Below are 19,712 nucleotides of genomic sequence, written 5' to 3' on the forward strand. Positions count from 1 at the left end.
CTGAGCGTCGCGGTGGCTCGCCCAGGCGCGCGGCATCGACGTCGGTCCGTCGGGCCGCTCCCCGGTGGTACTCCACCCAAGCGCCAGTCACGGCCCGCCGCCCACTCTACGGGAGGGCTCGTCCGGTCGCCTCGTACGGGTCGGACGCACCGGCACGCTTGTCGGGGTGGTGAGGGGCGGCGACGATGGCACCGGCGCGGCGGCGTACGGCAGCGGGAGGGCGAGTTGGGCGATGCCTGGGCGGGTGAGGCGGCGCTGGAGCGGGGTGCGGATCCGGTGGCACGGGCCGGGGCGCTGCGCCGGGCGCACGACGCGTTCACGTCCGGTGGCGGTGTGCCGGGGCCGCCCGTGCGGGCGCTGGTGGCCGAGTCGTGGCGGCGTTCGGCGCGGGCCCGGGTGAGCCCCGAGGGCGCCGCCTGCGTGGACCTCGGCGGGGAGGAGCTGGGCGCGTACCGGGGCGGGCATCCGCTGGCCGCCGCGATGCCGGTGATCCGGGAGCTGATGGGGGCGTACGCGACGGACGGGGAGCACCTGGTGGCGGTGTGCGACGCGTACGGGCGCCTGCTGTGGGTGGAGGGGCATGCGGGCACGCTGCGCCGCGCGGAGCGCATGAACTTCGTGGCGGGCGCGCGCTGGGCGGAGTCGGCGGCCGGGACGAACGCGCCCGGGACGGCGCTCGCCGTCGACCGGCCCGTGCAGGTCTTCGCCGCGGAGCACTTCCGGCGCCCGGTGCAGGCGTGGACGTGCGCGGCGGCGCCCGTGCACGATCCGCACACCGGGCACCTGCTGGGCGCGGTGGACATCACCGGCGGGGACCGGCTGGCGCATCCGCACAGCCTGGCGTTCGTGCAGGCGGTGGCGCGGGCCGCGGAGTCACAGCTGGCGCTGGCGGGGCCGCCCGCGGGCGGTGAGCGGGCGCGGCTGTCGGCGCTCGGGCGGGACGAGGCGCTGTGGGCGGCCGGTGGGCGCACGGTACGCCTGAGCCGGCGGCACAGCGAGATCCTCGTCCTGCTCGCCCGTCACCCGGAGGGCCTGAGCGGTGATGAGCTGCTGGTGGCGCTGTACGAGGAGGGGGCGGTCAATCCGGTGACGCTGCGCGCGGAACTGTCGCGGCTGCGGGCCCTGTTGGGGCCCGGGGTGCTGCGTTCGCGGCCGTACCGGCTGGCCGTGCCGGTCGACGCGGACTTCGGCGCGGTCGGCCGCCGGCTGGCCTCGGGGGCGGTGACGGCCGCCTTGAGCGGGTACGCCGGGCCGTTGCTGCCGGGTTCGGGTGCGCCCGCGGTGGTGCGGCTGCGGCAGATGCTGGCGGACCGGCTGCGGGCGGCGCTGATCGCCCGCGGGGACGCGGGGCTGCTGGCGGACTGGGCGTACAGCCCGTGGGGCGAGGACGACCTGGAGGTGTGGCGCGCGCTCGCCGCGAGTGTGCCGGCCGGCGATCGCGCCACCGTAAGGGCGAGGCTTCGCGCGCTGGACGCGGAACTGGGTGCGGGAGGCGGCGGGGTGGGGCACCGGGCGAAGCCGTAGCGGCGCGCGCGGCAGCCGCACGGGTGCGGGGCACCGCAACACGGTGCACAACCCCATGTGGCGGCAGCACGCCGGTACATCGGCGAAGGCCCACCGCAACGGCGTTGCAACCTCCGGGTCCCTAGTCTCCCGGCGAGCACCGCCGGCCGGCGCGTACCCCGCGCACCCGTCGCGGGCGGCGCTGCGGCGAGCCAGGCCCCGTACGAGAAAGGCCCCGAGATGACCCGTTACGCAGCTCCCGGCACGGAAGGCGCGATCGTCTCGTACGCGTCGCGCTACGACCACTGGATCGGTGGCGCCTATGTGCCCCCCGCCCGTGGCCAGTACTTCGAGAACGTGAGTCCGGTCGACGGCCGGCCCTTCACCGAGATCGCCCGCGGCACCGCGGAGGACGTGGAGCGCGCGCTGGACGCGGCGCACGCGGCGGCTCCCGCCTGGGGCCGGACGGCGCCGGCCGAACGGGCGGGCATCCTGCTGCGGATCGCCGACCGGATGGAGGCCTCCCTGGAGGAACTGGCGGTCGCCGAGAGCTGGGAGAACGGCAAGCCGGTCCGCGAGACCCTCGCCGCCGACCTGCCCCTGGCCATCGACCACTTCCGCTACTTCGCGGGCGCCCTGCGGGCCCAGGAGGGGTCGTTGAGCCAGATCGACGACGACACCGTCGCGTACCACTTCCACGAGCCGCTCGGCGTCGTGGCGCAGATCATCCCGTGGAACTTCCCGCTCCTCATGGCGGTCTGGAAGCTGGCGCCCGCGCTCGCCGCGGGCAACGCGGTCGTGCTGAAGCCGGCCGAGCAGACCCCGGCCTCCATCCACCTCCTGGTGGGCCTGGTCGCGGACTTGCTGCCGCCGGGCGTGGTGAACATCGTCAACGGCTTCGGCGTGGAGGCCGGCAAACCGCTCGCGTCCAGCCCGCGCGTGGCGAAGATCGCGTTCACCGGGGAGACGACGACGGGGCGGCTGATCATGCAGTACGCCTCCGAGAACATCAGGCCGGTGACGCTGGAGCTGGGCGGCAAGTCGCCCAACATCTTCTTCGACGACGTGTGGGCGGCGGACGACGACTTCCGCGACAAGGCGCTGGAGGGGTTCACCATGTTCGCCTTCAACCAGGGCGAGGTGTGCACGTGTCCGTCACGCGCGCTGGTCCAGCGCGGTCACTACGCGGAGTTCCTGGACGCCGCCGTCGCCCGCACGGAGCGGATCGTGCCCGGCCATCCGCTGGACACGGACACGATGATCGGTGCCCAGGCCTCCAACGACCAGCTCGAGAAGATCCTCTCGTACCTGGACATCGGCCTGCAGGAGGGCGCCAAGATCCTGACGGGCGGCCGGCGCATCGAGTACGACGGTGAGATGGCGGGCGGTTACTACGTCCAGCCCACCATCCTGGAGGGCGACAACCGCATGCGCGTCTTCCAGGAGGAGATCTTCGGCCCGGTCGTCGCGGTGACGTCCTTCACCGACTTCGAGGACGCCGTCACGACGGCGAACGACACGCTGTACGGTCTCGGCGCCGGCGTCTGGACGCGGGACGCCACCACGGCCTACCGCGCGGGCCGGGCGATCCAGGCGGGCCGGGTATGGACGAACTGCTACCACGCCTACCCGGCGCACGCCGCGTTCGGCGGCTACAAGCAGTCGGGCATCGGCCGGGAGACGCACCGGATGATGCTGGACCACTACCAGCAGACGAAGAACATCCTCCAGAACTACTCGCCCAGGAAGCTCGGGCTCTTCTGAGGCCTGACGCCGGTTGCCCGGAGGTGTCGGCCATCCTGTCGAGCCGGCCTCCCTCCGCCGCGTCAGGGCGCATGCCCCGCCAGTCGATCAGCCGGTAGCCGCCCGTGTGTGCGAGCAGCAGGCGTGACGACCCGGACCCGGGCCTCCGAGGAGGTCCGGGTCTCTCCGCCACGTCGCCTTCGGGGCGGGCCGGCCGGGCCCACTCCGCCGGGTCGCGGGAATCGGGACACAATTCGATCACCCGGTGTCATTTTCAGTCCGTATTCTTGTCACTTCATGCGGTCGAATTGCTTGATGGGAACCTTCCGTTCATCGGAGCCACACGCCAAACATGAACTGACTATGCTCGCCGCAGAAGTTGCGCCGCGCTCCATGGTGAGCGTTCGCGCGAGTGTTTTATGAGCGGCCCCGTTCGAGAACGTTTACGCATTCGATCGAAATTATGTTCCTGATGATGCGTCGTACTACCTCGGTCCGCTCATTCCAGACTGTTTAGGGACACCTTGATGGTTCGTGCAGGTTCCACCTCCGGAGCCCGGCCGCCTGCGACGCTCCCGGTGTGGCTCATCACGCCGGGCGTCCTGGCCGGCGCCTTGGCCATAGGGCTGGCCTTCTCGCCCTCGGCGCAGATACGGACGCCGCTCGCATGGTGGGGCGTCGCCGCGGTGTCGCTCACGGCCATCTGCTCGGCTGCGACCGTACGCCGGTCGCGCTCGGCGGAAGCGGCCCGTCACGCACGGGCGGTCGCCCAGGCGCAGGAAGCCCACGCACTGCGTGAGGCCGCGCTCCTCAGGCGCCTGGCCGATCAGCGCACCACCACCGTCTGGCTGGCCGAGGAGCTCCTTCCCGCAGCGGTCGCGCGCCTGAGGCAGGGCGACACGTCCTCGGACATCCTGCAGTCCGTCCCCTTCGGAGCGCACCTCGACGACGAGTTCACCGAGGCCCTCAAGCTGGCCCTGCGGACGCTCCTGGAGGCCGTGGAGGCCGAGGAGAGCACACGGGACTCCTCCCAGCGGGCCCTCGTGGCCGTGGCGCGCAGGGTGCAGGCGATCGTGCACCAGCTCGCCAAGGACCTCCGCTCCATGCAGATCGTCCACGGCACGGACCTCGTGCTCTCCCGCGGCCTGCAGGGCATCGACCACCGCAACGCACTGATCGGCCGCCTCGCTGCCAGCATCGCGGTCCTGGGCGACGCCCGTCCCGGGCGGCAGTGGTCGAAGGCCATTCCGCTCTACGACGTCCTGCGGGGGGCCATGTCGCGCATCGTGGACTATCCCCGGGTGAAGCTGCAGGCCGTCACGGAGGCGGCGGTGATCGGTCCGGGAGCCGAACCGCTGATCCACCTGCTCGCCGAACTGCTCGACAACGCCACGACGTTCTCGCCCCCGCACACCCCGGTGGAGGTGAGCGCGATCGAGGTGCCCTCCGGCATCGCGATCGAGATCGAGGACCGCGGGGTCGGACTCACGGAGGAGGTCCGGCAGCGCATCGCGCGCGTCATGGCGGACGCCTCGTCGGGGCTCTTCCTGACGGGCCTGGGCGAGGTGACGCAGCTCGGCCTGCCGGTCGTGAGCAGGCTGGCCCGCGAGCACGGCTGCGAAGTCGACCTGCGCACCTCCGCGTACGGAGGCGTACGGGCCGTCGTCCTCGTACCCCGGCGCCTGATCACCACGGTGGAGCAGCCCGTCGTACGGACCCCGGAGCCCGTACGGAGACCCGTCGGCGGACCGATCCGCCCCCGGCCTGCACCGGCGGCCGTGCACGACAGGCCGGCGCGTTCCGGCGGCGAGGTCGGGAAGACCGTGAACGGGCTCCCCCGCCGGCGCCGGGAGTCACCCGTCCCGCCACCGGTCGTCCGCACGGCCCCCACGCCCCCCGCCACCCCCGTCTCCCGGGGCACCTCCGGCACGTCCCGCCAGCCCGGCCTGATGTGGGAGGCCTTCAACGGTGCCAAGAGGCCGGACGCCGAATCCTCAACTCCGCACAATGAGCCGTCTGATGAGGTCGACTAACATGCAGCCACTGCCCAACATTGACTGGATGCTCAACGAGCTGGTGGGCGGCGTTCCGCACGTACGACACGTCGTCGTCCTCTCGTCGGACGGCCTCTGCATCGGCCAGGCCAGCACAGCACCCGACACGGCCGACGCGATCGCCGCCGCATGCTCCGGCCTTCAGAGCCTGGCAAGGGCCATCGCGCAGATGTTCCCGCACGGAGACGGCTCGACGCGCACGGTCGGGATCGAGGCCGATGGCGGGTACTTCTGCCAGATGGCGGCCGGCCCCGGCGCGTACCTCGCGGTACTGGCGGACGAGGAGGTGGACGCCGGGCTGCTCGGCGACCGCATGCGGACGCTGGTGGTCCGGATCGGTCGGCACATGACCAGCCCGCCTCGTGATGACGTCCGGCAGGCGATGTGAGCTCGGAGAACCAGTCACCCTGGGACGAGGGCACTCCCGTTCCGCTCTACGTCATCACCGGTGGCGCGGGGTCCTCGGCCAGGACCTTCGACCTCGTCACCCTGATCGCGACGAGGTCCGAGCCGGAACCCTCGATGCAGCCCGAGCAGGCGGCCATCCTCTCCATGTGCCGGTACCCGCTGTCGGTGGCCGAGATCTCGGCCTACCTCAGCCTGCCGTTCAGCGTCGTCACGGTGCTGCTGCACCAGCTCGTCGAGGACGAACGCGTCGAGGCGATTGCACCCGTGCCCGTCGCGGCCTATCCCGACCGCGGCCTATTGGAGGCGGTTATTCATGGACTACGCAGACTCTGACGCGCTCATGGCAGGCCCACGCGACACCGACGTGCTGCTGGCCCACGGTGCCAGGGGGGTCAAGGTCGTCGTCGTCGGAGGCTTCGGAGTCGGCAAGACGACCATGGTCGGAGCCGTGAGCGAGATCCCTCCCCTGACCACCGAGGAGACGATGACCCAGGCCGGCGTCGGGATCGACCACAATCCCGGCACGGCGAGCAAGAACACCACGACCGTCGCGATGGACTTCGGCCGTATCAGCATCAGCCAGGAGCTGGTCCTGTACCTGTTCGGAACCCCGGGACAGGAGCGCTTCTGGTTCCTGTGGAACGGAATCTTCGAAGGCGCGCTCGGTGCCGTGGTCCTCGTCGACACCCGCAGGGTCGAAGTCTGTTTTGAGGTGGTCACCCGTCTCGAGGACCGCCGCGTCCCGTTCATCGTGGCCGTCAACGCCTTCCCTGACGCACCGGAATACCCCGAAGAAGAACTGCGCACGGCTCTGGCCCTCAGCGAATCCGTACCCCTCGTCACCTGTGACGCCCGGGACCGGGCGTCCTGCCGCGACGCCCTCCTCTCGCTGATGGTCTACCTGTGCACCCTCGCCGCCCAGGAGACCGCATGACCGTTCCACGCCCCGACCACGCCACCGAGGACTCCGGAATGCTCCCGCCGCCGGGCTGCCCGGCCCATGCGGCCACCGGGCCCGGCGGGACGGTCCGCCTCTTCGGCTCCGCAGCGGAGACGGACCCCATGGGCCTCTACGAGGAGCTGCGTGCCGCCCACGGCCCCGTGGCACCCGTCCTGCTCGACGGCGACGTACGTGCCTGGCTCGTCCTCGGCTACCTCGAGAACCGTGATGTGGCCACCCGCGCCACCCAGTTCTCCCGCGACCCCCGCGTCTGGCACGGCTGGAGCAGCGGGGAGATCGACCCGGCCACCTCCCCCCTCATGCCCATGATCGGCTGGCGTCCCGACTGCGTCTGCGCGGACGGCGAGGAGCACCAGCGCCTGCGCAGCGCGGTCACCGCCTCGCTCGACCAGTTCGATCACCGTGGCCTCCGACGCCACATCACCCGCTTCGCCCACCAGCTGATCAACTCGTTCTGCGCGAGCGGCGAGGCCGAGCTCGTCGGCCAGTTCACCGAGCACCTGCCCATGCTCACCCTGACCCATCTGCTGGGCATGTCCGAAGAGGGGACTCCCCGGCTCGTGCACGCCGCGCGCGACCTCTTCAAGGCCACCGAGACCTCGCTCGCCAGCAACGCGATCGTGGTGGAGAGCCTCGAAGAGCTCGTCAGGACCAAGCATGTGCACAAGGGGCAGGACATCGCCTCCGCTCTGATGGCCCACCCGGCGGGCCTCACCGACGAGGAGGTCGTGCAACACCTGCGCCTCATCCTGCTCGCCGGGTACGAGACCACCGCCAACCTCATGTCCAACGTCCTGCGGATGGTGGTCACCGACCCCCGGTTCCGCGGGTCGCTGGCCGGCGGACAGATGACCCTGCCCGAAGCCGTGGAGCAGGTCCTCTGGGACGAGCCCCCGCTGATGGTGTGTCCCTCCCGATATGCCAAGGGGGACACCACCCTGGGCGGGCAGGACATCAAGGCGGGAGACATGCTCCTGCTGGGCCTGGCCGCCGGCAACGTCGACAGGGCGATCCGCCCGGATCCCTCGACACCCGTCCACCACAACCGCGCTCACCTGTCCTTCAGCGCCGGCAGCCACGAGTGTCCCGGCCAGGACATCGGGCGCATCATCGCCGACACCGGCATCGACATCCTGCTGACGCGGCTTCCCGACATCGCTCTGGCCGTTCCCGAGAAGGACCTCACGTGGCGTTCCTCCACCTGGGCCCGGCATCTGACGGCACTGCCCGTCACGTTCGCCGCGCGCCCCCCGAGGAACCAGCATCTCCCGGTACCGCTCCCGGCGCCGCCCCCGCAGAGCGGTTCGGCGCTCCGGGCGGCGCCGGTGCCGGGGCCCGTCCCCGAGCCCGGCCGGGGGCCGGGGGACCGCTCCTCGTGGTGGGTGCGTCTCGGCCGCCTCCTGCGGAGGCGATAGATCCCCTCACGGCTGGGCGCCGCTCCCCGGCCCGGCGACTGAAGCGGGTACCGGCGGGCATGCGCCGGTGCCCGCTCGGTACCGTAGCCCGGGGGGCCCGTCCGGGGACACATACCGGGGTGCCCCGGTGTACCAGGCGTGGAGACCCGACAGGAAGCTGCAGGCTCCTCCGATCCACGTCTCCAGCTCGGCTCGCTCCTCGTGCCGCAAGCCGCAGCGCCGGACCAGCAGCGGAAGCCCGTCCTGCCGGAGCTGTTCGAAGTCGCGCAGCCGGGAGTTCACCAGACGGACGGCGGCCGGTACGGCATCGCCGAGGGGGATGCCCAGCGACGTGGCCATCACCACGACGAGGTTGTTGACGTCGTGCTCCTCATGGACTTCCCGGTCGTAGGAGGCGATGTCGTTCGCCAGCCCCATGACGTCCATGAACGCGGCCAGTAATCCACGCATGGTCCGGCTGCTCCGTATGCGCTCGGGTATGCGCGCACCGGTGGAGAGCTCGACGGAGTAGGGGGCGGTGTGAGCGGCGAAGCTCTCCCGCCGGAACGGGGCGTAATCGATCAGGTGGGGTACGCGGCCGGCGCGGCTGTTGGCCAGTTCCTCGACTCCGGCATCGATGTATTGCGCCAGGGCCCGGTTGAAGTCCCGCCGCCAGTGCGCCAGTCGGGGTGGAAACAGCTGCCGCTGCAGGTCCGCGAGTCCGCGCTCGACGGCATTCACCGGCTCCGGTGACCGGGCCCCGTCCTCCGGGTGCAGGAAGGCGTGGAGCCGAACGGTGAACTCCCGCGCGCCCTGCATGTCGCCCGTCCGCTTGAAGGCCGAGGCGAAGTAGTCGTCCCACGCCAACGCCCAGATGTTGAACCGGTGGTTGAGACGGAGGTCGGCCGGGGCGGCGTCGGGAAGGGTCCATGCGGTGAGCTGGTCCACCGTCATGGCCTGGAACTGGGACCGGGTCCATATCGCGTGGCGGGACGTCCGTCTTCCGTCGCTCACCATGCCCATCTCCCGTGCCCACGTCTCACTCTCCGCGCGCAGCCCCGGCAGATGCCGGTTGACCCGCAGCGGATGAGGCATCCACAGTTCCGGGAGCTCGACGGCATGCATCGTCATGGTCACTCCACCTCCTTCGCAGGACGGGGGCCGGGGGCCGGCTCCTCCGTCATCCCGAGTCGACTCTGCCGGTTCGACGCCCGGACAGACGTTGCCCGGCCAAGGGTGGCCGGAAATCCCTCTGAGTGACGCCTCGAACCTGCTCAGATGGCCAAATCCGCAACCCCGGCCCGCCGGCCGTGGTCGCCCCTGGGCCGCCGTGGGGACGACCGAGGCTGTCGGGGTTCCCGTCCCGTCGGAGTCGGTGCCGACCCCGGCCGGCTCATAGCCGACCGCGGCCGCGTCTGTCAGTCCGTGACGTTCCGGGTTCTGCACCGGGAGGCGCGTGGCTAGCGTCCGAACCGCACGTTCCACGGCGGTCCGGACCCCGGCCGTCGCCCCGCGTTCCTCCAGGAGGTCGCGTTGACGGCCGCGCCGTCGCCGGGTTCTCCATGGGCGGCTTCGGCGCGCTGAAGTACGCCGCCAAGTACTACGGCCACTTCGCCTCCGTCAGCGCCCACTCCGGCCCCGCCAGCCTGCGCCGCGACGGCGGCCTCTAGGGACGTACCGGAGCGTGTGCTCGGAGCGTGTTCCGGAGGACGTACCGGAGCACCGGACCGTGGCCGCCGCTACCGCACGGTTCAGTGGCGGTCCTGCTCGAAGCTCCGGAGCAGGTCTGCCGCGACGCTCACCGCGATGGTGGCCGGTTCCTTGCCGGTGATCCCGGTGATGCCGATCGGGGTCCTGATCCGGTCGATGGTGGCGGCGTCGTGGCCGCCCTCGGTGGCCAGGCGGTGCCGGAACCGCGTCCATTTGGCGGCCGAACCGATCAGCCCGATCGAGCCGAGACCGGTGGTGCGCAGGGCCGCGTCGCACAGCGCGGCGTCCTCGGCGTGATCGTGGGTCATGATCAGGACGTGGGTGCCGGGTGCCAGCTCCGCCAGCACCTCCTCCGGAAGCAGGGGGGTGTGGTGCACGTGGATCTGCGCCACCGCGTCCGCGAGCACGTCGAGCCGTTCGCCGGTGAGCATGTCCGGGCGGGAGTCCACCAAGTGCAGATCGAGGTGGTGGCGGGCGAGGATGCGCGCCAGCTCCAGCCCGACGTGCCCGACGCCGAAGACCGCCACCGCCGGGACCACCGGCAGCGGTTCGAGCAGTACGGTGACGGTTCCGCCGCAGCATTGCACGCCGTGCCGGTTGGTCACCTTGTCGTTGAGGGCGAACTCCATCAGCTCCGGCTCGGGGCCGGGCGTGCCGATGAGCTCGCGGGCCCGGTCGATCGCGACGGCCTCGATGTTGCCGCCGCCGATCGACCCCCAGGTCCCGGTCCGTCCGACGACGAGTTTGGCACCGGCCCGGCGGGGTGCGTGGCCCCGCACGGTCGCGACGGTCACCAGCACGCCGGGTTCCCGGCGGGCTCGCAGCCGCGCGACCGCGGCCACCCAGGTCATGTCAGGCATTGCTCACGGCGCACGCGCCGGTGAAGGTCCCGTCGCCCTCGCGAGCGCGGTCGTTGCGCCGCGCGCCGCCACTGCGGGCTGCTTCGATCGCCCAGTACACCGCCTCCGGTGTCGCGGGGGAGGCCAGTTCCACGCACTTACCGGTGGGCCCGAAGGCCGCGGCGGCCTGGCGCAGCGCTTCCCGCACCGAGAAAGCCAGCATCAGCGGAGGCTCGCCCACCGCCTTGGACCCGTACACCGCACCCTCCTCGGTGGCGTTCTCGAGGAGCCTGACGTTGAACTCCTCGGGCATCTCCGAGAAGCTCGGCAGCTTGTAGGTGCTCGCCGACTGGGTCAGCAGCCGCCCGCGGTCCGGTCCGTCACCGGTGTCCCAGCGCATGTCCTCGAGCGTCAGCCAGCCCGCGCCCTGCACGAACCCGCCCTCGACCTGCCCGATGTCGATCATCGGGGACAGGCTGTCGCCCGCGTCGTGCACGATGTCCACCCGCCGGATGCGGTACGCGCCGGTGAAGCCGTCCACCTCCACCTCGGTCGCGGCGGCGCCGTAGGCGAAGTACTTGAACGGTGAGCCCCTGAACGCCTTCGCGTCCCAGTGCAGCCCCTCCGTACGGTAGAAACCGGCCGCCGACAACTGCACCCGCTGGAAGTACGCGGTGCGTACCAGGTCGTCCCAGGCCAGTTCCTGGTCACTGCCCAGGGCGCGCACGACGCCGTCGGCGATGCGCACGTCCGAGGCGTTCACGCCGAGCCGGCCGGCGGCCACCTGCAGCAGCCGCGCGCGCACCTGCTCGCAGGCGTTCTTCACCGCCGCACCGTTGAGGTCGGCGCCGGAACTGGCGGCGGTCGCCGAGGTGTTGGGCACCTTGTCGGTCCGCGTCGGGGCCAGCCGCACCTTGTGCAGCGGGATGCCCAGCGTGGTGGCGGCCACCTGCAGCATCTTGGTGTGCAGGCCCTGGCCCATCTCGGTGCCGCCGTGGTTGATCAGGACCGAGCCGTCCTTGTAGACCAGCACCAGCGCGCCGCCCTGGTTGAAGGCGGTGAGGTTGAACGAGATGCCGAACTTGATGCCGGTGATCGCGAGCGCCCGCTTGGTGTCCGGGTGCGCGGCGTTGAAGGCCGAGATCTCGCGCTTGCGATCGGCGACGCGGGCGTCGTCCTGCACCTGCTGCCAGACGGCGGAGATCCGTTCGGGGTGGCGGACCGGCTGTCCGTACGGTGTCGAGTGGCCCTGCCGGTAGAAGTTGCGCTCCCGCAACTCCATCGGATCCAGGCCGAGCAGGGGCGCACACCGGCCCATGATGTCCTCGATCACCAGCATGCCCTGCGGTCCTCCGAAGCCGCGGAAGGCGGTGTTGGAGACCTTGTTGGTCCTGGCGATGCGGCCGGCGACGCGGGCGTTCGGTATCCAGTAGGTGTTGTCGATGTGGCACAGCGCGCGGGCCACCACCGGCTCGGACAGGTCCAGGCTCCAGCCACCGTCCGCGGTCAGCGTGGCGTCCAGGGCCTGGATGCGGCCGTCGGCGTCGAAGCCGATCCTCCAGGTGGCGTGGAACCCGTGCCGCTTGCCGGACATCGTCAGGTCCTGCGTGCGGTTGAGCCGCAGCCTCACCGGCCGGCCGGTCAGCCTGGCGCCGAGCGCGGCGACGGCCGCGAACCCGTGCGGCTGCATCTCCTTGCCGCCGAAGCCGCCCCCCATCCTCAGGCACTGCACGGTCACCTCATGGCTGTGCAGGCCGAGCACGTGCGCGACGATCTCCTGCGTCTCCGAAGGATGCTGGGTGCTGCTCTGGACGAACACCTGCCCGGCCTCGTCGACATGGGCCAGGGCCGCGTGCGTCTCGAGGTAGAAGTGCTCCTGATCGGAGAACTGGAGCTCGCCCGTGAAGACGTGCGCCGAGTCGGCGAAACCGGCCTCGACGTCGCCCGTCAGCAGCACGGGCCGGGCGCCGTGGAAGCTGCCGGCGGCGATCGCCTCCTGCAGCGTGACGACGGAGGGCAGTTCCTCCAGCTCCACCTCGACGGCCGCCGCACCGAGCCGGGCAGACTCCAGGGTCTCGCCGAGCACCCAGGCCACCGCGTGGCCGTGGAACATGACCTCGTCGGGGAAGAGGGGTTCGTCGTGCTTCATGCCGGCGTCGTTGACCCCGGGCACGTCGGCGCCGGTCAGCACGCGGACCACACCGGGCACGGCGAGCGCGGGCCCGGTGCGCAGCGCGGTGATCCTGCCGTGGGCCTTCATGACCTGCACCGGGTGGGCGTGCAGCACGTCCTTGCTGCGGTGCACCAGGTCGTCGGTGTAGAGCGCGGTACCGGTGACGTGCAGGGCGGCGCTCTCGTGCGGCATCGGAACCCCGACGACCGGCTTGTCGGGACGCTCGGACAACTGGCTCATGACGACACCGCCTCGGTGGTTCGCGCGTACAGCTTCCGCAGGCTCTGCCCCAGCATCGCGGAGCGGTAGGCGGCGCTGGCGCGGTGATCGTTCATCGGCGTGCCCTGGACCCGCAGCACCCGGGCCGCCGCCTCGACGGTTTCCACCGCCCACGGCCTGCCCTCCAGGGCCGCCTCGGCGGCGAGGGCGCGGATCGGGGTGGCGGCCACGCCGCCCAGGCCGATGCGCGCCTTGCGGACGATCCCGTCCTCGACGGCGAGGGCGAAGGCGACCGCCACGCTGGAGATGTCGTCGAAGCGCCGCTTCGCGATCTTGTGGAAGGCCACGACCGGCGACAGCGGCAGCGGGACGCGTACCGCGCGGATCAGCTCGCCGGGGCGGCGCACGCTCTGCCGGTAACCGGTGAAGTAGTCCGCCAGTGGGACCTCGCGCTCACCGTCGGCGTCGGCGAGCACCACCGACGCCTCCAGCGCGAGTAGCGCCGGCGGGCTGTCGCCGATGGGGGAACCCGTACCCAGGTTGCCACCGAGGGTCGCACTGTTGCGGATGAGCCGGGAGGCGAACTGCGGGAAGAGTTCGGCCAGCAGCGGGACGCTGCCGTCGAGTCGGCGCTCGATCTCGGTGAGCGTCAGCGCCGCCCCGATCTCGATGTGGTCCGCTTCGACCCGCAACTCCCGCAGGGCGGGCAGCCGGTCGACGGCGACCACGCACGCCGCGCGGCAGGAGCGGATGTTCACCTCCACGCCCCAGTCGGTGCTTCCGGCGACCACCACCGCGTCGGGCCGCTCACGCAGCAGCCGCAGCGCCTCGGCCAGGGTGCCGGGCCGCAGGAACGCGCTGCCGTCCCGGGTGTACACGGTGGGGACCGGATCGGGCGGGGACTGGTCACGGCGCTGCGCCAGGGGGTCGTCCTCGGCGGGCTGACCGACGGCGAACGCGGCGTCGCGGATCGGCCGGTATCCGGTGCAGCGGCACAGGTTGCCGCTCAGTGCATGCAGGTCGAACCCGTTCGGGCCGAGGTCGGGGCCGGCGCCATGCCCAGGAGCGGCCACCTGCCCGGGGGCGGCCACCTGCGCGGGGCCGGCGCCGTCGGCCGGCTCGGCGTGCGGGCAGCGGTCCGGCCGGTAGTACTCGGCGGCCATGCTGCAGACGAATCCGGGGGTGCAGTAACCGCATTGGGAGCCGCCACGAACCGCCAACTCCTCCTGCACCGGATGCAGCGTCGGCGGCGTGCCCGGGGTGCCGGCGGTGGCGAGCCCCTCGGAGGTGACGACCTCCTGGCCGTCGAGCGCCGCGACCGGGACGAGGCAGGCGTTGACCGCCACCCAGTCGGTGGGCTTGTTCGTCCCGGGGCGGGCCACCAGGACCGCGCAGGCGCCGCATTCACCCTCGGCGCAGCCCTCCTTGGTGCCGGTGAGGCCGCGCTCGCGCAGAAAATCCAGCACCGTGGTGTGGGGCGCGGCCGGTGAAATAGCTGTTTCTTTCCCGTTGACCGTGATCCGCGCCGCTACCATGTCGCATCCTCATTTCGGCGCGCGGATGCATTGATTGTTCCAGTCGCCATTTCCAAGCCTTCTATATCGCTGGCGCAGCTCGGGAGACCCGGTGCGCGGCCCAGCTGGCAACGATGTGCCGCAGGCGGTGACAGAATGCAGGAGATTCCGGGGCCGCGATCGGGCACGCCGGAGAAAGGGCTGTTCAGCAGCCGTGTGCTACGCGACCCGGAACCCAGGCGGCCTGGCGGGCGAGGCGGTGCAGATCGGAGAAGATTGACATCCGACGTCGCCTCCTTCCCACAGTGCACGAGCCGGTGCGCTCGAAAATATGGCGCCACGGGCCCAGAGGTCAAGCCGATGTGCGGAATTTCTGCGCCGGTTGCCCCCTGCGGCAGCCGCCGAAGCACTTCGCCGAGCTCTTCCACCGGAGTGCTTACTCCTCCGACGCAAACAACCTGGAGACACCGGCTGGTGTGGTCCGGCGGCTGGTTCCTGGCGTCGTGTGGGCCGGTGTGTTCGCCGTCATCGCGGCGCCCGGGTCGCACCGGACATGGGGGGCGTGCGCGTCCGTCGGCTACCTCTGTGCGGCGGTCGCCGCACTGCGGCCGCGGGGGCGGGCCCTGTCCGTCGGGTTCGCCCCCGCCGGCGCGGTGGCCGTGCCACTGCTGGTGCTGCTGGCCGTCGGCGGGGCGCAGAGCGAGGTCGGCGTCATCGAGCGGTCCGGAGTTCCGACGCCCAGTCAGGCGACCCCGTACCTGGCCGAGCCCCGCACGGTGGTCGAGGTCACCCCGTACCTGCCGGGTATGGCGGTGTTCGGGCTGCCGCGCGCGGTCCTGGGCGATCGTGGTCCGCTGCCCGGCCTGGGCGACGCCCGGCTCTGGTGCGCGGCGGCCTTCCTCGGCTGCCTGTGGGTGGCGCGCCGCGCCACCCGGCGCGGGACGGACGGTCCGCGGACGGGCGCGGGCGGCACGGTGCGGACCCGGGCGTCGTCCTGCCGCACTTGCGGGTCCTTCGGCTACCGGGCCCACCACCGGCGGCGCGGCCGCTGGGCCCCGGTTCCCCGCGTCACCGACGACTGCCGCACCTGCCTCTTCACCGCCTGGCCGATCCCACACCACCCCTCCCACGAAGGCAGCAACCACCCATGGGCCCCACCCTGATCGTCACCAACTACTTCCCGCCACGCCAGGGGGGCATCGACACGTTCGTCCACGCCCTGGCGACCCGCATCGCCGGCAATGACGTGGTCGTCTACACGTCCAGCGAGCCGGGCGCCGCCGTCCACGACACCGCCCTGCCGTTCCCGGTGATCAAGGACCCCACCCGCGTGCCGGCCCACGCCCCGCGTGGCCGTGAGGACCTGGGGGTGGATGCCTCGCACCAGGGAACGGAGCTGGTCTCCCCGCAGCCCCACTGACCTGGGCGGTCCGCTCTGCTGAACCGGAAGCATGCCACTGTTCACCGACTTCCCGCTCCCCGTCGCCGGCCGGCCTCCACGACGTCACGCCGGCGCGCCGGCCGGCACCTCCGAGGGGACGGCCCCGGGGGCGCCCGGCCGCTCAGCCCGCGAACCGGGCCATCCACGCCTCCACGTCGTCCGCGGACCGCGGCAGGCCCGCCGACAGGTTCTCGTGGCCGTCGTCGGTGACGACCAGGTCGTCCTCGATCCGGACGCCGATGCCGCGCCACTCCTCGGGCACGGTGAGGTCGTCCGGCTGGAAGTACAGCCCCGGCTCGACGGTGAGCACCATGCCCGGCTCCAGCACCCCGTCGACGTACTCCTGATTGCGGGCCTGCGCGCAGTCGTGGACGTCCAGGCCGAGCATGTGGCCGGTGCCGGCCATGGTGAAGCGGCGCTGGAGGCCGAGTGCGTACGCGCGGTCGGCGGGACCCTCGATGAAGCCCCACTCGACCAGCCGCGCCGCAAGATGGCGCTGGGACGCCTCGTGGAAGTCGCGGTACCGGGCGCCCGGCTTGACAGCCGCCATGCCCGCCTCCTGGGCCTCGTACACCGCGTCGTAGACCGTGCGCTGCACGGGCGTGAAGGTGCCGCTGATCGGGAGCGTGCGCGTGACGTCGGCGGTGTAGAGGGTGCGCGTCTCCACGCCGGCGTCGAGCAGGAGCAGGTCACCCGGCCGCACCGGGCCGTCGTTGTCCGTCCAGTGCATGATCGTGGCGTGCTCGCCCGCGGCACAGATCGTCCCGTAGCCGACGGAGTTGCCCTCCAGGCGCGCCCGGCGGAAGAAGGTGCCCTCGATCCAGCGCTCGGAGGACGCGACGGCCCGGGAGAGCTCCCCGATGGCGTCGGTGAACCCGCGCACGGTGGCGTCGACGGCCTTGCGCATCTCGCCCAGCTCCCAGTCGTCCTTGACCAGCCGGAGATCGCCGAGTGCCTCCTCCAGTTCGTCGTCGCGCGCCGGGTCGGTGGTGACGGCGGCCTCGAGGGCCGGATCGATGCCGCGGACGATCCGGGTGGGCACCACGGACGCTCCGGCGAGGTCGCGGGCCGCCGTGCGCACGTCGCGGCAGGACAGTCCGAGCACGAGCTCGGACTCGGCGAGGGAGCGGCGCCGGCCCATCCACAGCTCCGCCGTCGGGCCCGTCCAGAATTCGTCGTCGTCCCTGCTGTCCCGCGGCAGCTGGTAGCAGTAGGCGTCGTGGCCGCCGTCCGCGCGGGGTTCGAGGACGAGCGCGCCGTCGCGGGCCCGGTCCCCGGTCATGTGCACGTAGCCGGAGTACGGCCGGAAGGGATAGGCGTCGTCGTTGGAGCGGACCTTGAGGTTCCCCGAGGGGATCACGAGGCGTTCGCCGGGGAAGCGCGCGGAGAGCGCGGCGCGGCGGCGCGCCGCGTACGGGGCCTGCTCGTCGAGCTTGAGGTCGTGCCGCTCGGTGTCCGCCCATCCCGTGCGCATCAGCGCGGACAGTTCCGCGGAGATGTCCGTGTACAAACCGTTCTTCCGGCCCTTGGCCACGATGTGCCCCTTCTTCCCGGTGGGTTTCCCGACGCGAGGGGAGGCCGAGCCGTACGGGCACGGCGTGCCCCGCCCGGCGGGCCCGGGCGCCCTCGCTGCCGCCGTTCCCCGGCGGCGTCCCGGACAGTAGCCCGCGGTGCGCGCCCCGGGGGCCGAGCAGTGCCAGTGGCACCGATCGGCCACGACGGACGGATGCCGTCGATAATGCGACGCATGACGAACGCGAGACTCGGCGAGGCCCTTCGGCTTCTGGGCATCGGTGAGGCCGCGTGCCGGATCTATGCGGCGCTGCTGGAGCTGGCGCCCGCTCCGCTGCCGGCGATCGGGGCCGCGGCCGGTGTGGAGGGCGCGGAACTCGCCGCGGCGTACGGTGAACTGGTCGACGCCGGTCTCGCCGGTGCCGCGGTGCAGGGCGCGGATGTGGTGGCTCCGGTTCCGCCGGCCGCGGGTCTGGAGATCCTCGCCCGGCACCGGACGGCCGAGCTGGAGGCGTCACGCCTCGCGGTGGGCGGCGCGTTCGAGTCGTTCCGCCGGCAGCGGCTCGCCCCGCTCGACGATCATCTCGTCGAGGTCGTCACCGGGGATGCCGTCGGCCGCAGGATGCGCCAGGCGTGGGCCAGTGCCCGGGAACGGATCCGGCAGTTGGAGTCGCCTCCTTATGTCCCCCTCCCGGGCGCGACGGACGACGCGCTCGCCACGCTCGCCCGGGGGGTGACGCAGCGGGTCGTGTACTCGCGGGCGTCGCTGGAGCATCCGGGCCATCTGAAGGAGGCCATCGAACCGTGCATCGAGGCCGGTGAGCAGGCGAGGGTGCTGCCGTCGGTGCCGGTCAAGCTCGTGATCATCGACGAGGCGTACGCGCTGGTGTCGCTGTCGATCAAGGAGACCGACGTCCACAACGCCATGCTGGTCGTGCAGCCGTGCGGGCTGCTGTCCGCGCTCGTGGCGCTGTTCGAGCAGTGCTGGCAGAACGCCCTGCCGTTCCACGGCCGCACCGCTCTCCCGGGCGGCCTGGCGCCTGCCGACCGCCGCCTGCTGTGGCTCCTCGCGGGCGGTGCGGGCGACGACGTCATCGCCCGCGAGCTGGGGATCAGCCGCCGCACGCTTTTTCGCCGCCTGCAGGTGCTGATGGCCCGGCTCGGCGCCGCGAACCGGTTCCAGATGGCCTTGCAGGCGCAGCGGTACGGATGGCTGTCCCCGGGGCGCTGACGATCCGGTGCAGCCGACGCGTCCGGGCCCCGGGGCGGGAGCGGAGCACCCCGCCTGCCGGCCGGGGGCCTCGCGCCGCACGTCCGCGCGAGGGATCACCACCGGTGTCGGGGGCAAGGCGTAACGTACGCACGCCACGCCTGACGAGGAGCTCAGCACGTCCCCCGAGCGTTGAACCCCTCGAGCAGCGTGTTCGGCGTACACGCACAGCACGGCCCATGCGATGAGGAGGACCCATGGAGGCCGCCGATGACGGACGGCAGCAACTGGACACGGCCAGTGTCGTCAACGCGAAGAGGACGCTGCTGGAGCTCCTCGGCCGGGCGGGGGTCTTTGCCGGCGACGCGGAGGAGCTGATCGGGCTCATCGAGGCCGGCGCCCTCGCCCACGCCCACGAGGAGATCGGCCGGATCGCCCGGAGCGCCCCCGGGGAGAAGGGCGAGCTCTACGCGTCGGGCTGGCTCGACGGCACCCAGGCCCTCGCCGGCGAACTCGGTGAGCTGGCCGAGCGGGCGCTGCGGGACGCCGTGGCCGCCGGCCCGTCGGACCCCGCGCAGGACGCCCGCACTCCCGTGAGGAGGACGCAGGTGGAGCGGGCGAAGGTGGCGGTCCTGCCGCTCTACCTGTCGTTCACCACCGTGTCCGACCTCGACCCCGAGGTCTCCGAGCCGGTGCTCAAAGCCGTGCTCGGCACGATGGACTCACGGCGGCGGGCGGGATACGCGGGCCGGCTGGCGCAGTTCGCCGCGGCCGAGCGGGGGCGACTGGAGCGCCTGTACGCCGAGTTCGGGCCGGGCAGCGCCATCGCCGTCCACGGCCGCTACTCCCTCCTCCACTCCCCCGCCAGCATCGCCGTGCTGGAGCGGCTGGCCACGGAGCCTGCGGCGTTGCGGAAGGAGTGGGACGCCGCCGAACTGCCGCCCGCGTGGCTGGAGGGACTCACGACGGCCTGGGGCGCGGCGCTCTGACCGGGCCGCCCGTACGGACGTCCGGGCCGGCCCGCGCGGACC

At 72.1% G+C, this 19,712-nt stretch carries 16 protein-coding genes, 1 pseudogene and 1 riboswitch; of the genes and pseudogenes, 12 read left to right on the forward strand and 5 right to left on the reverse strand.

Going from position 1 to position 19,712, the window contains the following annotated elements:
• Nucleotides 1-12 precede the first annotated feature (12 nt).
• Nucleotides 13-101: riboswitch (ZMP/ZTP riboswitch) on the reverse strand.
• A 124-nt stretch (nucleotides 102-225) separates the two neighbouring features.
• The 7 genes from ACIA79_RS30395 to ACIA79_RS30425 all read left to right on the forward strand — a co-directional run bounded on the left by ACIA79_RS30395 (nucleotide 226) and on the right by ACIA79_RS30425 (nucleotide 8,084).
• Entirely contained in the window at nucleotides 226-1,524 is a 1,299-nt protein-coding gene (locus tag ACIA79_RS30395; protein WP_399431609.1) for a GAF domain-containing protein, read from the forward strand.
• 219 nt (nucleotides 1,525-1,743) lie between these two features.
• Nucleotides 1,744-3,267, forward strand: coding sequence for an aldehyde dehydrogenase family protein (locus ACIA79_RS30400; RefSeq protein ID WP_399431610.1), 1,524 nt, complete (start codon nucleotides 1,744-1,746; stop codon nucleotides 3,265-3,267).
• A gap of 506 nt (nucleotides 3,268-3,773) precedes the next feature.
• On the forward strand, nucleotides 3,774-5,279 hold the full coding sequence (locus ACIA79_RS30405) for an ATP-binding protein (protein ID WP_399431611.1): 1,506 nt from the start codon (nucleotides 3,774-3,776) through the stop codon (nucleotides 5,277-5,279).
• Nucleotides 5,266-5,688 (forward strand): roadblock/LC7 domain-containing protein, encoded by a 423-nt coding sequence (locus tag ACIA79_RS30410; RefSeq protein ID WP_399431612.1) that lies wholly within the window; start codon nucleotides 5,266-5,268, stop codon nucleotides 5,686-5,688. Before ACIA79_RS30405 ends, ACIA79_RS30410 begins: the two co-directional genes overlap by 14 nt.
• A complete protein-coding gene (locus ACIA79_RS30415; protein ID WP_399431613.1) occupies nucleotides 5,685-6,041 on the forward strand; it encodes a DUF742 domain-containing protein in 357 nt (118 codons plus the stop codon). Before ACIA79_RS30410 ends, ACIA79_RS30415 begins: the two co-directional genes overlap by 4 nt.
• Nucleotides 6,022-6,642 (forward strand): GTP-binding protein, encoded by a 621-nt coding sequence (locus tag ACIA79_RS30420; RefSeq protein WP_399431614.1) that lies wholly within the window; start codon nucleotides 6,022-6,024, stop codon nucleotides 6,640-6,642. Before ACIA79_RS30415 ends, ACIA79_RS30420 begins: the two co-directional genes overlap by 20 nt.
• Nucleotides 6,639-8,084 (forward strand): cytochrome P450, encoded by a 1,446-nt coding sequence (locus ACIA79_RS30425; protein ID WP_399431615.1) that lies wholly within the window; start codon nucleotides 6,639-6,641, stop codon nucleotides 8,082-8,084. The genes ACIA79_RS30420 and ACIA79_RS30425 overlap by 4 nt, the downstream gene beginning before the upstream one ends.
• A gap of 6 nt (nucleotides 8,085-8,090) precedes the next feature.
• Here the strand turns inward: ACIA79_RS30425 and ACIA79_RS30430 are convergent, their stop codons facing one another.
• Nucleotides 8,091-9,194, reverse strand: a complete 1,104-nt coding sequence (locus ACIA79_RS30430; protein WP_399431616.1) for a hypothetical protein — start codon at nucleotides 9,192-9,194, stop codon at nucleotides 8,091-8,093.
• A gap of 404 nt (nucleotides 9,195-9,598) precedes the next feature.
• Between ACIA79_RS30430 and ACIA79_RS30435 the strand changes: the two are divergent.
• A pseudogene (locus tag ACIA79_RS30435) lies at nucleotides 9,599-9,730 on the forward strand (alpha/beta hydrolase-fold protein); the annotation flags it as partial.
• 84 nt (nucleotides 9,731-9,814) lie between these two features.
• Here ACIA79_RS30435 and xdhC read toward each other — a convergent pair.
• From xdhC to ACIA79_RS30450, 3 genes are read right to left on the reverse strand one after another with little or no spacing between them, the layout of a single operon-like run.
• Nucleotides 9,815-10,624, reverse strand: a complete 810-nt coding sequence (xdhC, locus tag ACIA79_RS30440) for a xanthine dehydrogenase accessory protein XdhC (RefSeq protein WP_399431617.1) — start codon at nucleotides 10,622-10,624, stop codon at nucleotides 9,815-9,817.
• Nucleotide 10,625: 1 nt separating this feature from the next.
• Nucleotides 10,626-13,025 (reverse strand): xanthine dehydrogenase molybdopterin binding subunit, encoded by a 2,400-nt coding sequence (gene xdhB, locus ACIA79_RS30445; RefSeq protein ID WP_399431619.1) that lies wholly within the window; start codon nucleotides 13,023-13,025, stop codon nucleotides 10,626-10,628.
• Entirely contained in the window at nucleotides 13,022-14,539 is a 1,518-nt protein-coding gene (locus ACIA79_RS30450; RefSeq protein WP_399431620.1) for a xanthine dehydrogenase small subunit, read from the reverse strand. Before ACIA79_RS30450 ends, xdhB begins: the two co-directional genes overlap by 4 nt.
• 341 nt (nucleotides 14,540-14,880) lie before the next feature.
• On the opposite strand from ACIA79_RS30450, the gene ACIA79_RS30455 reads away from it, so the two are divergent.
• A complete protein-coding gene (locus tag ACIA79_RS30455) occupies nucleotides 14,881-15,681 on the forward strand; it encodes a hypothetical protein (RefSeq protein WP_399431621.1) in 801 nt (266 codons plus the stop codon).
• Nucleotides 15,666-15,938, forward strand: coding sequence for a hypothetical protein (locus tag ACIA79_RS30460; protein ID WP_399431622.1), 273 nt, complete (start codon nucleotides 15,666-15,668; stop codon nucleotides 15,936-15,938). Before ACIA79_RS30455 ends, ACIA79_RS30460 begins: the two co-directional genes overlap by 16 nt.
• Before the next feature lie 142 nt (nucleotides 15,939-16,080).
• Here ACIA79_RS30460 and ACIA79_RS30465 read toward each other — a convergent pair whose 3' ends face one another.
• Complete coding sequence (locus ACIA79_RS30465; protein ID WP_399431623.1) at nucleotides 16,081-17,493, reverse strand: aminopeptidase P family protein; 1,413 nt, start codon at nucleotides 17,491-17,493, stop codon at nucleotides 16,081-16,083.
• A 213-nt stretch (nucleotides 17,494-17,706) separates the two neighbouring features.
• On the opposite strand from ACIA79_RS30465, the gene ACIA79_RS30470 reads away from it, so the two are divergent.
• Both ACIA79_RS30470 and ACIA79_RS30475 read left to right on the forward strand, forming a co-directional pair.
• Nucleotides 17,707-18,702, forward strand: coding sequence for a LuxR family transcriptional regulator (locus ACIA79_RS30470; protein WP_399431624.1), 996 nt, complete (start codon nucleotides 17,707-17,709; stop codon nucleotides 18,700-18,702).
• Between the two features lie 236 nt (nucleotides 18,703-18,938).
• Complete coding sequence (locus ACIA79_RS30475) at nucleotides 18,939-19,670, forward strand: hypothetical protein (protein ID WP_399431625.1); 732 nt, start codon at nucleotides 18,939-18,941, stop codon at nucleotides 19,668-19,670.
• Nucleotides 19,671-19,712 lie beyond the last annotated feature (42 nt).

The organism is Streptomyces sp. NPDC051310 (assembly GCF_044455245.1).
In the GTDB taxonomy this organism is placed as follows: Bacteria; Actinomycetota; Actinomycetes; order Streptomycetales; family Streptomycetaceae; genus Streptomyces.

Excerpts from the sequence above, each read along its gene's own strand:
- ACIA79_RS30400 (WP_399431610.1), top strand. The coding sequence starts at position 1,744 with ATGACCCGTTACGCAGCTCCCGGCACGGAAGGCGCGATCGTCTCGTAC.
- ACIA79_RS30405 (WP_399431611.1), top strand. The coding sequence starts at position 3,774 with ATGGTTCGTGCAGGTTCCACCTCCGGAGCCCGGCCGCCTGCGACGCTC.
- ACIA79_RS30410 (WP_399431612.1), top strand. The coding sequence starts at position 5,266 with ATGAGGTCGACTAACATGCAGCCACTGCCCAACATTGACTGGATGCTC.
- ACIA79_RS30420 (WP_399431614.1), top strand. The coding sequence starts at position 6,022 with ATGGACTACGCAGACTCTGACGCGCTCATGGCAGGCCCACGCGACACC.
- ACIA79_RS30425 (WP_399431615.1), top strand. The coding sequence starts at position 6,639 with ATGACCGTTCCACGCCCCGACCACGCCACCGAGGACTCCGGAATGCTC.
- ACIA79_RS30430 (WP_399431616.1), bottom strand. The coding sequence starts at position 9,194 with ATGACGATGCATGCCGTCGAGCTCCCGGAACTGTGGATGCCTCATCCG.
- xdhC (WP_399431617.1), bottom strand. The coding sequence starts at position 10,624 with ATGACCTGGGTGGCCGCGGTCGCGCGGCTGCGAGCCCGCCGGGAACCC.
- xdhB (WP_399431619.1), bottom strand. The coding sequence starts at position 13,025 with ATGAGCCAGTTGTCCGAGCGTCCCGACAAGCCGGTCGTCGGGGTTCCG.
- ACIA79_RS30450 (WP_399431620.1), bottom strand. The coding sequence starts at position 14,539 with ATGGTAGCGGCGCGGATCACGGTCAACGGGAAAGAAACAGCTATTTCA.
- ACIA79_RS30460 (WP_399431622.1), top strand. The coding sequence starts at position 15,666 with ATGGGCCCCACCCTGATCGTCACCAACTACTTCCCGCCACGCCAGGGG.
- ACIA79_RS30470 (WP_399431624.1), top strand. The coding sequence starts at position 17,707 with ATGACGAACGCGAGACTCGGCGAGGCCCTTCGGCTTCTGGGCATCGGT.
- ACIA79_RS30475 (WP_399431625.1), top strand. The coding sequence starts at position 18,939 with ATGGAGGCCGCCGATGACGGACGGCAGCAACTGGACACGGCCAGTGTC.